Annotated in this window: 12 protein-coding genes; 6 read left to right on the forward strand and 6 right to left on the reverse strand. The window is 71.7% G+C overall.

Annotated features, from left to right (window positions below; translation table 11 throughout):
• Positions 1-21: 21 nt before the first annotated feature.
• Positions 22-3,639: a transcription-repair coupling factor gene (mfd, locus tag ACQ86M_RS09290; RefSeq protein WP_431247833.1), complete on the reverse strand. Its 3,618-nt coding sequence runs from the start codon at positions 3,637-3,639 to the stop codon at positions 22-24.
• 75 nt (positions 3,640-3,714) lie between these two features.
• Positions 3,715-4,419 carry an alpha/beta fold hydrolase gene (locus ACQ86M_RS09295; protein ID WP_431218426.1) on the reverse strand — a complete coding sequence of 235 codons (705 nt, stop codon included), beginning with the start codon at positions 4,417-4,419 and terminating at the stop codon, positions 3,715-3,717.
• 361 nt (positions 4,420-4,780) lie between these two features.
• Here ACQ86M_RS09295 and ACQ86M_RS09300 point away from each other — a divergent pair, with 361 nt between their 5' ends.
• Complete coding sequence (locus tag ACQ86M_RS09300; RefSeq protein WP_431247834.1) at positions 4,781-5,128, forward strand: hypothetical protein; 348 nt, start codon at positions 4,781-4,783, stop codon at positions 5,126-5,128.
• Positions 5,129-5,226: 98 nt separating this feature from the next.
• Here ACQ86M_RS09300 and pth read toward each other — a convergent pair whose 3' ends face one another.
• Together pth and ACQ86M_RS09310 are read right to left on the reverse strand one after the other, a co-directional pair.
• The gene (gene pth / locus ACQ86M_RS09305) at positions 5,227-5,805 is read right to left on the reverse strand and encodes an aminoacyl-tRNA hydrolase (protein WP_431247835.1); all 579 of its coding nucleotides are present in this window, start codon (positions 5,803-5,805) and stop codon (positions 5,227-5,229) included.
• 8 nt (positions 5,806-5,813) lie between these two features.
• On the reverse strand, positions 5,814-6,443 hold the full coding sequence (locus tag ACQ86M_RS09310) for a 50S ribosomal protein L25/general stress protein Ctc (RefSeq protein ID WP_431245231.1): 630 nt from the start codon (positions 6,441-6,443) through the stop codon (positions 5,814-5,816).
• Between the two features lie 235 nt (positions 6,444-6,678).
• On the opposite strand from ACQ86M_RS09310, the gene ACQ86M_RS09315 reads away from it, so the two are divergent.
• Together ACQ86M_RS09315 and ACQ86M_RS09320 are read left to right on the forward strand one after the other, a co-directional pair.
• The gene (locus ACQ86M_RS09315; protein WP_431245232.1) at positions 6,679-7,116 is read left to right on the forward strand and encodes an SRPBCC family protein; all 438 of its coding nucleotides are present in this window, start codon (positions 6,679-6,681) and stop codon (positions 7,114-7,116) included.
• Positions 7,109-7,603, forward strand: coding sequence for a MarR family winged helix-turn-helix transcriptional regulator (locus tag ACQ86M_RS09320; RefSeq protein ID WP_431245233.1), 495 nt, complete (start codon positions 7,109-7,111; stop codon positions 7,601-7,603). The genes ACQ86M_RS09315 and ACQ86M_RS09320 overlap by 8 nt, the downstream gene beginning before the upstream one ends.
• On the opposite strand, the gene ACQ86M_RS09325 is transcribed toward ACQ86M_RS09320, so the two are convergent.
• Positions 7,600-8,106: a gluconokinase gene (locus ACQ86M_RS09325; protein WP_431245234.1), complete on the reverse strand. Its 507-nt coding sequence runs from the start codon at positions 8,104-8,106 to the stop codon at positions 7,600-7,602. The two genes, ACQ86M_RS09320 and ACQ86M_RS09325, sit on opposite strands and share 4 nt — an antisense overlap.
• Before the next feature lie 186 nt (positions 8,107-8,292).
• Here ACQ86M_RS09325 and gndA point away from each other — a divergent pair, with 186 nt between their 5' ends.
• On the forward strand, positions 8,293-9,750 hold the full coding sequence (gene gndA, locus ACQ86M_RS09330) for an NADP-dependent phosphogluconate dehydrogenase (RefSeq protein WP_431245235.1): 1,458 nt from the start codon (positions 8,293-8,295) through the stop codon (positions 9,748-9,750).
• A 186-nt stretch (positions 9,751-9,936) separates the two neighbouring features.
• On the forward strand, positions 9,937-10,215 hold the full coding sequence (locus tag ACQ86M_RS09335; RefSeq protein WP_431218434.1) for a hypothetical protein: 279 nt from the start codon (positions 9,937-9,939) through the stop codon (positions 10,213-10,215).
• On the opposite strand, the gene ACQ86M_RS09340 is transcribed toward ACQ86M_RS09335, so the two are convergent.
• Positions 10,184-10,849 carry a TetR family transcriptional regulator gene (locus ACQ86M_RS09340; RefSeq protein WP_431245236.1) on the reverse strand — a complete coding sequence of 222 codons (666 nt, stop codon included), beginning with the start codon at positions 10,847-10,849 and terminating at the stop codon, positions 10,184-10,186. The genes ACQ86M_RS09335 and ACQ86M_RS09340 overlap by 32 nt on opposite strands.
• A gap of 70 nt (positions 10,850-10,919) precedes the next feature.
• On the opposite strand from ACQ86M_RS09340, the gene ACQ86M_RS09345 reads away from it, so the two are divergent.
• On the forward strand, positions 10,920-12,251 hold the full coding sequence (locus tag ACQ86M_RS09345) for a glycosyltransferase (protein ID WP_431245237.1): 1,332 nt from the start codon (positions 10,920-10,922) through the stop codon (positions 12,249-12,251).
• Positions 12,252-12,341 lie beyond the last annotated feature (90 nt).

Below are 12,341 nucleotides of genomic sequence, written 5' to 3' on the forward strand. Positions count from 1 at the left end.
GGCGCCGGGCCGGCCCGGGTCTCAGCTCGCTCGCTCGGCGGCGGGCTCCTTATCGGGGAACAGCGCGCCCAGCAGGTCGCCGACCCAGCCGATGAGGGAGGCGTCGTCGAGCGCCTCGCCGTTCACCCGCGGCAGCGGAACGGTCGCCACCTTCGGAGCGGCGTGATACTTCGACCCCGGGTACATGCGCTGGAGGCGGACCTGCAGCGAGTCGGGCAGGATCGCCGGCGCGAGGCGCAGGTTGGACCCCATCGCGACGACCTCGCCGAGACCGGCCTTCTGGGCGGCACGGCGCAGCCGGGACACGGCGACGAGGTTGGTGACCGGCTCGGGCGGCTCGCCGTAGCGGTCGGTCAGCTCCTCCAGCACGAGGTCGATCTGGCCGTCCTTCGCCGCCGGCGAACTCGCGGTCGACAGCTTCTGGTAGGCCTCCAGCCGCAGGCGCTCACTGTCGACGTACTCCTCGGGGATGTGCGCATCCACCGGCAACTCCAGCCGCAGCTCGGTCTGGCCCTCGGCGACCTCGCCCCGGAACGTGGACACGGCCTCGCCGATCATGCGCAGGTAGAGGTCGAAGCCGACGCCCGCGATGTGCCCGGACTGCTCGCCGCCGAGCAGGTTGCCCGCGCCGCGGATCTCGAGGTCCTTCAGCGCCACCTGCATGCCGCTGCCCAGGTCGTTGTTGGCGGCGATGGTGGAGAGGCGGTCGTGCGCCGTCTCGCTGAGCGGCTTGTTCTCGTCCCAGAGGAAGTACGCGTAGGCGCGCTCCCGGCCGCGTCCGACACGCCCGCGCAGCTGATGCAGCTGGCTCAGGCCGTACTTGTCGGCGCGGTCGATGATGATCGTGTTCGCGTTGGCGATGTCGAGGCCCGTCTCGATGATCGTCGTCGACACGAGCACGTCGAACCGGCGCTCCCAGAAGTCGACGACCACCTGCTCCAGCGCGTGCTCGTTCATCTTGCCGTGCGCGACGCCGATGCGGGCCTCCGGCACCAGCTCGGCGAGCTTCGCCGCCATGCTCGTGATCGAGCCGACCCGGTTGTGCACGAAGAACACCTGGCCCTCGCGCAACAGCTCACGCCGGATCGCCGCCGCCACCTGCTTCTCGGAGTACGGCCCGACGAACGTCAAAATCGGGTGCCGGTCCTCCGGCGGAGTCGCCAGCGTCGACATCTCGCGGATGCCGGTGACCGCCATCTCGAGCGTGCGCGGGATGGGCGTGGCGCTCATCGCGAGGATGTCGACGTTCGTCTTCAGCTTCTTCAGCGCGTCCTTGTGCTCCACGCCGAACCGCTGCTCCTCGTCGATGATGACGAGCCCCAGGTCTTTGAAGGTGACACCGTCGGCGAGGATGCGGTGGGTGCCGATCACCACATCCACCGTGCCGTCGGCCATGCCGCGAAGCGTCTCGCGGGCCTCCTTGTCGCTCTGGAAACGGCTCAGCTGGCGCAGGTGGATGGGGAACCCGGCGAAGCGCTCCTGGAACGTCTCGGCGTGCTGCTTGACGAGCAGCGTCGTCGGCACCAACATCGCGACCTGCTTGCCGTCCTGTACCGCCTTGAACGCGGCGCGCACCGCGATCTCCGTCTTGCCGAAGCCGACGTCGCCCGAGATCAGGCGGTCCATCGGGATGGGCCGCTCCATGTCGGCCTTCACCTCGTCGATGGTCTGCAGCTGGTCGTGCGTCTCGGCGAACGGGAACGCCTCCTCCAGCTCGCGCTGCCACGGGGTGTCCGGGCCGAAGGCGTGACCCTTGCTCGCCATCCGGGCCGAGTACAGCTTGACGAGCTCGACGGCGATGTCGCGCACGGCGCGGCGCGCGCGTCCCTTCGCCGCCGCCCAGTCGCTGCCGCCCATCTTGGAGAGCTGCGGAGCCTCGCCGCCGACGTAGCGCGTCAGCAGGTCGAGCTGGTCCGTCGGCACGTAGAGCTTGTCGCCCGGGTAGCCGCGCTTGGAGGGCGCGTACTCGAGCACGAGGTACTCGCGCTTCGACTTGACCGCATTGCGGCCGCCGCTCGACACCTCGCGCTGCGTGAGCTCGACGAACCGGCCGATGCCGTGCGTCTCGTGAACCACGTAGTCGCCCGGCTTGAGCTGCATCGGGTCGACGACGTTCTTGCGACGAGTGGCGAGCTTCTTGACCTGGCGCGAGTCGTAGCCGATGGTGCGCCCGTAGAACTCGGCCTCGCTGATCAGCGCGAGCTTGATGTCGGGCATCTCGAAGCCGTGCTCCGCCGTGGCCTTGAGCAGGTACGCGATGCCGGGCTCCGGCTCGGCGGGGAACTCGTCCACCGGCCGCGCCGGCAGCTCCGCCTCGGCGAGCACGTCGGCCGCGCGCTCGACCAGGCCGGCGCCGGCCGCGACGATCGCGACCTGCCAGCCGTCGCGCAGGCGGCCGCGCACGTGCTCGACCGCGCCGGAGACGTTGCCCTGGAAACTCGGCACGGCCTCCGCGCGGATGCGGACCTGCAGGTGCTCCTCGAGCTCGCGCTCTTCGGGAAGCACCTCGTCCGCCTGGAAGCCGCTCATCGTCCACCACGGATGATCGGGGTTCTCGGCGCCCGGGCGGCTGAACTTCACCGAGTCCTTCAGCTGCTGCAGCGTCATGAAGTCGCCGGCGGCCAGGTCGATCGGCGCCGCCGCGCCCACCGTCGCCGCGCTCCACGCGGCCGAGAGGAACTCACGGTTCGTCTCGGCCAGGCTCACGGCGCGCGAGGCGACGCGCTCGGGCGAGAGCACTGCGACCGCCGCGCCGTCGGGCAGGTAGTGCGTCAGCGGCACCAGCCGGTCGACGAGGGCGGGAGCCAGCGACTCCATCCCCTCGACCGGGATGCCCTCGCCGATCTTCGCGAGCATCGCGGACAGGCTCGGGAACTCGTGCTCCATCTCGCGCGCCCGCTGCCGCACCGACTCGCTGAGCAGCAGCTCGCGGCTCGGCGGGAGGGACACGGACGGGATGGGCTCGGGCAGCGACCGCTGGTCGGCCACCGAGAAGGCGCGGATCTGGTCCACCTCGTCGCCGAAGAAGTCGACGCGGTACGGGTGGTCGGCGGTGGGCGGGAAGACGTCGAGGATGCCGCCGCGCACCGCGAACTCGCCGCGCCGGGTGACGATGTCGACGCGCTCGTAGGCGAGGTCGACGAGGTGCAGCGCAAGGCCGCTCAGGTCGAAGCCGCGACCTCCGATCCGCAGGTCGACGCCCGCGTAGTCGGTGAGGTTGTCGGCCAGCGGCTGCAGGGCGGCGCGCACCGACGCGACCAGGATGAACAGGGTTGCGCGGTCGCCCTCCGCCCAGTCCGCGAGGCGGCGCAGGGCGGTCAGGCGCTTGCCCACGATCTCGGCGCTCGGGCTGAGGCGCTCGTGCGGCAGGGTCTCCCAGGCCGGGAACTCGACGACGTCTGCATCCGGCAGCAGGCACGGCAGCGCGCCGCGGATCGACTCCGACTCGCGGCCCGTGGCCGTGATGAGCAGCACCGCCTGCGACGCGCCCTGCTCGGCGCGGCGCCGGAGCAGCCCGGCGAGCAGCGGGCCGCGGAGGCCGTCGGTCAGCGAGAAGTCGGCGTCGCGAGCCGCGTGAGCGAGCGCGTCGCCGAACGAGGACTCGCGCGCGAGCGCGGCGACCAGACCCTGGAGTATCACTCGGTCGATTCTACGGGGGGCCGCCGACAGTTGCAGGGGGCGCCGCTCAGGGCGAACAGGTCAGACCCGGCCGACTCAGACCCAACCGTCGAGCGCGCGCATGAAGCCGTCGTGGTCGTCGCGGTTGATCACATGCCCGGATCCGGTCACGATGCGCACCTCGTAGCCGTCGTCGCGCAGCCGGTTCGCCAGTTCGGGCTTCACCAGCTGCGAGTTGTCGGCGAGGACCACCAGCGACGGGACGGCCATCACCTCGGGCGCCCGCATCGCGGACGGGGTCACCACCACGGGCAGCACCGCACGGTCGAAGGCTCTGAAGGTCTCCACCTCGATCGCGACGTCCGCCGGGTCCCACTTCGGGTTGCGCTTCGCGATGCGTGCTGCGGACTGCCGGGCGAGCGTGCGCAGGAAGGCGGGGGCGAGCCAGCGCGCGAACCCGTTCGTCGCCGGGCACGAGAACGCCGGGTCGACGTAGATGACGCGCTGCGGGTCGAGCCGCTCGACCGCGAGGCTGACGGTGAGACCGCCGAGCGAGTGGCCGATCACCAGCTCCGGACGCTCGGGCACGGTGTCGACGATGTCCTGCGCCATGAGCTCGGCCGAGTACTCCTCGGTGCGCGGGCTGTGGCCGTGGCCGCGCAGGTCGACGGCGATCACGTGGTAGCCGAGTTCGGCGAGCACCGGTCCGACCCGGCGCCAGTTGCGCGAGTCCGACATCACCCCGTGGACGAGGACGGCGTAGCGGTCGCCGCTGCCCCACTCGCGCGTGTACAGCTTCATGCCGGTGACGGTACGCGTCGTGGCTGCCACGAGGCAGGGTGCCGGCCTCGGTTCCGCTGAGCGTTCGCCGTGACGTTGCCCGGATCGGGCCGGGGTGCGGATTCGTCACGAATGGTCGCTATCCTCGCCGCAGAGCGACCATTCGTGACGAATGTGCGAAGGCTCCCGCTACGCTTCGGCTGAGCATCAGCAGCGACCTTCCAGGGGATGAGATGACCGACCCGAATCAGCCGACCGTCACGCCCGTGCCGTACGGGCCGCCCATCGCCCCGCCGGCCGGCGCCCCGCGCCCGCCGGCGCCTACGGATGGGGCGCGCCTGCTCCGGCCGCCGCGCGTTCCCGCGGCCTCGGCCTGACCGCAATGCTCATCGCGGCACCGCTCTTCGTCCTGTCGCTCGTCGCTTCGGTCATCGTCGGAATGAGCGCAGGACCGTACGCGACGCGCACGGCGACCAGCTTCAGCTTCAACACGAGCGACCTGACGCCCGAGCAGGCGCACGCGTTCGCGCCGATCGGCGTGCTGATGGGGATTCAGCTGCTGCTCGGGACCCTCCTCGGCATCCTGGCGCTGGTGCTCGGGATCATCGCCGCAGCCACGAAGCGCGGGCGCGCGTTCGGCGTGGTGGCGATCGTCCTCGCCGCCGCCGCGCCGATCGTCTCCTTCGCGGTCTACGCGGGCGCGCTCGTCGCCACGCTCCCGCCCGCCTGACCCGGCGACGGATTCGTCACGAATGGTCGGAATCCGCGCCGCAGAGCGACCATTCGTGACGAATGCGCGAACGTGCCGGAGCGCCGCGGCGAGGCGGCTCAGCGGGCGTGGAAGCGGTTCTGCGCCGGAGTGAGGCCCTCGGCGGCGACCTGTTCGACGGCGTCCGCCGCATCCGCCACCAGGATCGGCAGGTTCGTGCGCTCGGTGCTGGAGAACGCCTTGAGCACGTGGTCCGCGGCCGCCGACGATCCGGGCGGCCGCCCGACGCCGACCCGCACGCGCGTGAAGTCGCCGGTGCCGATGGCCGCGATCACATCCCGCACGCCGTTGTGGCCGCCGTGGCCGCCGCCGTGTTTGAGGCGGATGGTGTCGAACGGGATGTCCAGCTCGTCGTGCACCACGATCAGGTGCGACGCATCGAGCGAGTAGAAGCGCAGCAGCTGCGCCACCGGGCCGCCGGACACGTTCATGAACGTGTTCGGCTTGGCCAGGATGAAGCGCGGGCCGCCGGGGGCCAGGCGGCCCTCGGCGACCGTCGCGTTCGTCTTGTGGGTCTTGAAGGTGAGGCGTCCGCGCGAGGCGAGCTCGTCCAGCACCATCTGCCCCACGTTGTGACGCGTGGCGGCGTAGCCGGGCCCGGGGTTTCCGAGCCCGACCACGAGCCAGGGCGTCTCCATGGAGGGAGTTACTCCGCGGCGCTCTCGCCGGCCTCGGCCTCGGCCTCGGCGGCCTCCTCCGCAGCCTCGGTCTCCTCGTCCTCGGCGCGCGCGGCGGCCGGGACGACGATGTTCAGGATGAGCAGGTCCTCGTCCTCGGCGAGCTTCGAGCCCGCGGGGAGGGCGAAGTCCTTGGCGTGGTACTGCGTGCCCTCCTCGGCGTCGGTGACGTCGATGACGATGCGCTCCGGGATGTGCGTGGCCTCGGCCTCGAGCTTGATGGTCGGGATGTCGAGCACGGCGATCGTGCCGGAGAACGGCTCGCCCTCGACGTGCACCGGGACCTCCACGACGACCTTCTCGCCCTGGCGGACGACGACGAGGTCGAGGTGCTCGATGATCTGCGACACCGGGTCCTTCTGCACGTCCTTGACCAGCGTGAGCTGGCCCTTGCCGGCGATGTCGAGGTCGAGGACCGCGTTCGCCTTGCGGAGCAGCAGCGAGACCTGGTGGCCCGGCAGGGTGACGTGGACGGGGTCGGTGCCGTGACCGTAGATGACGGCGGGGATCTTGCCGGCCGCGCGGATCTTGCGCGCCGCGCCCTTGCCGAAGCTCTCGCGCAGCTCCGCTGCGACCTTGTTGGACTCTTCCGTGGCCATGGTGTCTCCTCGCCGGCGCGAGGCCGGCTGTCGGGCGAGCCGTGCGGCCCGCAGTGTTGGTGTTGTTCGACTCGAACGCATCGAAGTGCGCGAGGAAAGACTGCGAAGCCTGCTCCACCGCGTCGATCACGGATGCTGCCGGACGTGCCCGCGCATCCCTCGCCGAAGTTCAGTTGCCCAGTGTAGCCGATCGACATATACTAAGCGCGCATACTACTTTCGATCGGAGACCATCATGTGGACCACCCAGCACACCGCCCGCACCGACGCCCCCGCCGCCGCCGTCTGGTCCGCCCTGCGCGACCTGCACAGCGGCATCCCCCTCGGCCCGGCCAGCGATCGGTTCGAGCTGCACGGGCCGTTCGCGGTCGGCACGCAGGTCACCGTCACCCCGCAGGGACAGGAGGCGATGACCTCCACCATCGTCGAGCTGGACCCCGAGCGCCTCTACGCCGACCGGACCGACTTCGGCGACCTCGCCCTCACCTTCCGCCACACGCTGGTTCCGGCCGCGGACGGCGGCACGGAGGTCACCCACACGCTCGAGATCGACGGCGAGGGGGCCGACGCGATCGGTCCGGAGCTCGGCCCTCAGATCGCCGGGGACTTCCCGGTCGCGATGGACGAGCTGCTCCGAGCCGCCGAGCGCCGCACGGTCGCCGCCGATGCCTGAGGCCGGCCTCGGCAGCCGCTTCCCGGCCGCGTCGCAGAGCCCTGGACTGCTGCTGTGGCGGGTGACGAACCGGTGGCAGGCCGCCATGCGGGCGGCGCTCGCGCCGCACGAGTTGACGCACGTGCAGTACGTGCTGCTCGCATCCCTCACCTGGCTCGGCGACCGCGAACCCGATCGGCTGCTCACCCAGGCGGAGCTCGCCGCCTTCGCCGCGACCGACCCGATGATGACCTCGCAGGTTCTGCGCAGCCTGGAGCGGGCGGGACTCGTGGAGCGGCTGCCGCATCCCACCGATGGCCGGGCGCGCGTGCTGCACGCGACGCCGGAGGGCGCAGCGGCCGCACGCCGGGCGACGGCGGACGTCGAGGCGGCCGACGCTGCGTTCTTCGCGCCCGTTGATGCGGACGGATTCGCCGCGCAGCTGAGCGCGCTCACGGCGCAGGCGAACGCGGGGCCGGGCGCGCCTGCGCAATCCGATCGCGGCTAGGCGGCGCCGTCGGTCAGCCGCGCGGCGATCGCGTCCGCGAGCTCCTGCGGCGGGCTGCCCACGTCGAAGCGGGCTCCGACCTCGTCCTGCTGCAACGGCTCGAGCGTCGCCAGCTGCGAGTCGAGCAGCGACACGGGCATGAAGTGACCGGGACGCGCGGCCATGCGGCCGGCGAGCAGCTCGCGGCTGCCGTCCAGTTCCGCGAAGACCGCATCCGGTGCCTCGGCCCGGATCAGGTCGCGATAGGCACGCTTGAGGGCCGAGCAGGCGACGACGGTGCCCTCGGGCGCGGTGTCCGCCAGTGCGCGGCCCACGGCGTGCAGCCACGGGATGCGGTCCTCGTCGGTCAGCGGGTGCCCGGACGCCATCTTGGCCACATTCGCGGGCGGATGCAGCGCATCCCCGTCGACGAACGGCACGCCGAGCCGCCGGGCCAGCAGCTGCCCTACTGTGCTCTTCCCCGAGCCCGACACACCCATCACCACAACCTGCGGTCGCCGCACACCGCCTCCTTCTCGCGTCGTCACGCCAGTATCCCCCGTTACGCCCCGTGACCCCCGCCCGGGTGCCGTCGCGCTACGCTGGGGAGCACTGCTCGATTCCTGCCACCCGCTAGGAGAGCTGACCCCCGACCTACACGCGCGCGGCGGACGGCCTCCGCCTGCCGCGGCACCACGAAGGAGCACGACGTGTCACAGGAAGCAACCGCCAACATCGGAGTCGTCGGGCTGGCGGTGATGGGATCGAACCTGGCCCGCAACCTCGCCTCCCGCGAGGGCAACACGGTCGCGGTGTTCAACCGCACCTACGCCCGCACCGAGGAGCTGGTGAACGCGCACCCGGAGGCCGGTTTCGTCTCCTCCGAGCAGATCGACGAGTTCGTCGCGTCGCTGTCGAAGCCGCGCACGGCGATCATCATGGTGCAGGCCGGCCGCGGGACGGACGCGGTCATCGACCAGCTAGTCGAGCGCTTCGAGCCGGGCGACATCATCGTCGACGGCGGCAACGCGAACTTCCAGGACACGATCGCGCGCGAGAAGCGGATCGCGCCGACCGGCATCCACTTCGTCGGCGCGGGCATCTCCGGCGGCGAGGAGGGCGCGCTGAACGGCCCGTCGATCATGCCGGGCGGGTCGGCCGAGTCGTACGAGACGCTGGGCCCGATCCTGGAGTCGATCGCCGCCGTCGCCGAGGGCGAGCCGTGCGTGACCCACGTCGGAACCGATGGCGCCGGCCACTTCGTCAAGATGATCCACAACGGCATCGAGTACGCGGACATGCAGCTGATCGCCGAGGCGTACGACCTGCTCCGCACAGTCGGGGGACTTACGCCGGCGCAGATCGCCGACGTCTTCGCCGAGTGGAACAAGGGCTACCTCGAGTCGTACCTGATCGAGATCACCGCCGAGGTGCTGCGCCAGGTGGATGCGGAGACCGGCAAGCCGTTCATCGACATCGTCCTCGACCAGGCCGGGTCGAAGGGCACCGGCGTGTGGACCGTGCAGAACGCGCTCGACCTCGGCGTCCCCGTCGGCGGCATCGCCGAAGCCGTCTTCGCCCGCGCCGTCTCGTCGAAGCCGAACCAGCGCGCCGCGGTGCAGGCGACCATCCAGTCGCGTCCGGAGGTTCAGCAGGCGTCGGATGTCGCCGCGTTCGCCGACGACGTGTCGAAGGCGCTGTACGCCTCGAAGGTCGTCGCGTACGCGCAGGGCTTCGACGCGATCATCGCGGGCGCCGAGAAGTACGGCTGGGACATCCACAAGGACCGCATCGCGAAGATCTGGCGCGGCGGCTGCATCATCCGCGCGCAGTTCCTGAACCGCATCGCAGACGCGTACGACGAGAACCCGAACATCGCCACGCTGCTCGAGGCGCCGTACTTCGCGGACGCCGTTCGTGAGGGCGAGGCCGCCTGGCGCCGCATCGTGTCGACCGCGGCGCTCTCGGGCGTCCCGGTGCCCGGCTTCGGCTCGGCGCTGTCGTACTACGACTCGCTCGCGTCGAAGCGCCTCCCGGCCGCGCTCGTCCAGGGCCAGCGCGACTTCTTCGGCGCGCACACCTACAAGCGCGTCGACAAGGACGGCATCTTCCACACCCTGTGGTCGGCCGACCGCACCGAGATCGAGACCGAGGGCTCCTCGCACTAGGTCCGCCCACCGTCGAGCTCCACCCACCACCGAGTACGCCGAGACTGCACGCCGATCACCCGATCGGCGTGCAGTTCTTGTGTACTCGACGGCGGTTGCGCGAGAGGATGGGGTGGTGACCTACGACGACCACCCCGAGCTCGCGGAGTACGAGCCGCTCGGCGAGCGCCCCTGCGCGGGCGCGGGATGACGGTCGCCAGCCGGGTCTTCGTCGTCGTGGCGCTCGGCGCGCTGCTGCTGCCCGGCATCCTGCTCACCATCAGCATCCAGACGCAGACCGCCGACTACACCTGCTCGGTCTACGCACGCCAGTACCAGCCGGAGGCGCTCAGCTCGTCCGCCCGCTTCGAGCTGATGGGCCCGGTCGGGCCGGGCTGGCAGTGCTACGCCCTCAACACCGAGGGCGACGCGACGTGGGTTGCGCCGCTGGGCCTCATCCCGTCGACGCCGCACCGGCTGCCGTGATGAGCGTCCGCACCGCGGTGAGCAGCCACGTCCGGTAGCGCTCCGGCGTCCAGCCGCTCTCGCGGACCAGCTGCTGGAAGCCCTCCGGCGACATCACGAACGAGAGCGCATCCGCGAGCTCGCGCCGCCCCTTCTTCGTGAGCGACGGCAGGGATGCGGCGCCGCGCTCGGCCAGCAGGTCCACCATCGCGCCGTAATCCGCGTGCCGCCGTTCGAGCAGGTCGGCCAGCACGACGCCCACCTGCTCGTCGTCGCGGGCGGCGGCGGTGAAGGTGGCCCAGAGTCCCGACGTCCGCTCGTTCGCGGCGGCGATGAAGGGCACCAGTTCGGCGAGCATCCGGTCGGGGTCGTCGAGGGCGGCGATCGCCGCGATCTCCGGACGCTCGGTCAGCGACGACTCGCCCGCCTCGCCGCCGAAGGCGAGCTCGAAGGCCGACAGGAGCAGCGCGCGCTTGGGCCCGTGCACCTTGACGCTCTCCACCGACACCCCGGCGGCGTCGGCGATCTCGGCGAGGGATGCGCTCGCGTAGCCGCGGGCCGAGAACACGCCGGCCGCGGCCTCCAGGATGCGGCGCCGGGTCTGGGCCGCGTGCTCCTGCCGCAGGGTGGACCGGTACGGGCGGGTTGCGGCCACTATTGACTACCTTTCAGGTGTAGTGAATACTGTTGACGTTCATCCGACTCTACCCGAAAGAGACCACGCCATGACCGCCCGACCCCTCGACATCCTCCTCTGCAGCACCCCTGTCCACGGCCATGTGACGCCGTTGCTCGCGGTCAGCCGGGCACTCGTGGACCGCGGCCACCGCGTCCACTTCCTCACCGGCGAGCGCTACCAGCAGCAGGCGGCCGCCACCGGCGCGTTCGTCCTCCGGCTGCCGGCCGAGGCCGACTACGACGACACGGACATCGACGCCTCGTTCCCGGGGCGCGTCGGGCTCACCGGTCCTGCCGGCATCCGCTACGACATGACGGAGATCTTCCTGCGGCCGGCGCGCAGCCAGCTGGCGGCGATGGATGCGGTGATCCGCTCGCTGGGCATCCACGTCGTGCTCGCCGAGAGCCTGTTCCTGGGCGCCGCGCTGCTGGCCTCCCGCCCGCGCGCCAGCCGCCCGCCGCTTCTCAACCTCGGGATCGTCCCGCTCGGGCTCAAGAGCCGGGACACGGCGCCGTTCGGCCTCGGGATCCCTCCCCGCGCGGGGGCGCTGGGCCGCATCCGCAACGCCGCGTTGACCGTCGTCGCCGAGAAGGGCGTGTTCGCGCCGGTGCAGCGTGCCGCAGTGCGAGCCGGGGTGGACGCCGGGACGGGCCTGCGCGGGTTCGTGCTCGACTGGCCGTCGCAGTCGGACGGCGTGGTGCAGTTCACGGTGCCCGAGTTCGAGTATCCGCGCGGCGACCTCCGCGTGCCGGTGCACTTCGTGGGTCCGGTGTCGCGGACGCGCGCCTCCGACACCCCGCTGCCCGCGTGGTGGAGCGACCTCGACGACGGGCGGCCCGTGGTCCACGTCACCCAGGGCACCGTGGCCAACAGCGACCTCGGCGACCTCGTCCTGCCGACCATCCGGGCCCTCGCCGACGAGGAGGTGTGGGTGGTCGCCAGCACCGGAGGGCGGCCGGTCGCGGAGCTCGGCACGGAGCTGCCGGCGAACGCCCGCGTGGCGACCTACCTGCCGTACGACCGGCTGCTGCCGCGCACGGCTGCCTACGTCACGAACGGCGGCTACGGCGGCATCCACTACGCCATGGAGCACGGCGTGCCGATCGTCGTCGCCGGCACCACCGAGGACAAGACGGAGGTGTCGGCCCGGGTGGCCTGGGCCGGCGTCGGCGTGAAGCTCGGCACCAAGCGGCCGGAGCCGCGGGCCGTCGGTGAGGCCGTGCGGACGGTGCTGCGGGATCGCTCGTACGCCGAGCGCAGCGCGGCCGTCGGCGCCGCGATCCGGGCGGCGTCGGGGCTCGACGGGCTGGAGCGCGCAGTGGTCGCCGCCGCGGGCGCGGGGGCCCGCGCGGCGCGCGCCGGGCGCACGACCGGCTGAGCCGGCCACGGGGAGCGAGGTCGGCCCGCGGGCATACGGCAGGGCCCGGCCGGCCGCGGGAAAGGGAGGACGACCGCTGCGACACGCCGG

Source organism: Leifsonia xyli subsp. cynodontis, from assembly GCF_050632205.1.
In the GTDB taxonomy this organism is placed as follows: Bacteria; Actinomycetota; Actinomycetes; order Actinomycetales; family Microbacteriaceae; genus Leifsonia; species Leifsonia xyli_D.

Excerpts from the sequence above, each read along its gene's own strand:
- ACQ86M_RS09320 (WP_431245233.1), top strand. The coding sequence starts at position 7,109 with ATGCCTGAGGCCGGCCTCGGCAGCCGCTTCCCGGCCGCGTCGCAGAGC.
- pth (WP_431247835.1), bottom strand. The coding sequence starts at position 5,805 with ATGGAGACGCCCTGGCTCGTGGTCGGGCTCGGAAACCCCGGGCCCGGC.
- ACQ86M_RS09345 (WP_431245237.1), top strand. The coding sequence starts at position 10,920 with ATGACCGCCCGACCCCTCGACATCCTCCTCTGCAGCACCCCTGTCCAC.
- ACQ86M_RS09295 (WP_431218426.1), bottom strand. The coding sequence starts at position 4,419 with ATGAAGCTGTACACGCGCGAGTGGGGCAGCGGCGACCGCTACGCCGTC.
- ACQ86M_RS09335 (WP_431218434.1), top strand. The coding sequence starts at position 9,937 with ATGACGGTCGCCAGCCGGGTCTTCGTCGTCGTGGCGCTCGGCGCGCTG.
- ACQ86M_RS09300 (WP_431247834.1), top strand. The coding sequence starts at position 4,781 with ATGCTCATCGCGGCACCGCTCTTCGTCCTGTCGCTCGTCGCTTCGGTC.
- ACQ86M_RS09315 (WP_431245232.1), top strand. The coding sequence starts at position 6,679 with ATGTGGACCACCCAGCACACCGCCCGCACCGACGCCCCCGCCGCCGCC.
- ACQ86M_RS09310 (WP_431245231.1), bottom strand. The coding sequence starts at position 6,443 with ATGGCCACGGAAGAGTCCAACAAGGTCGCAGCGGAGCTGCGCGAGAGC.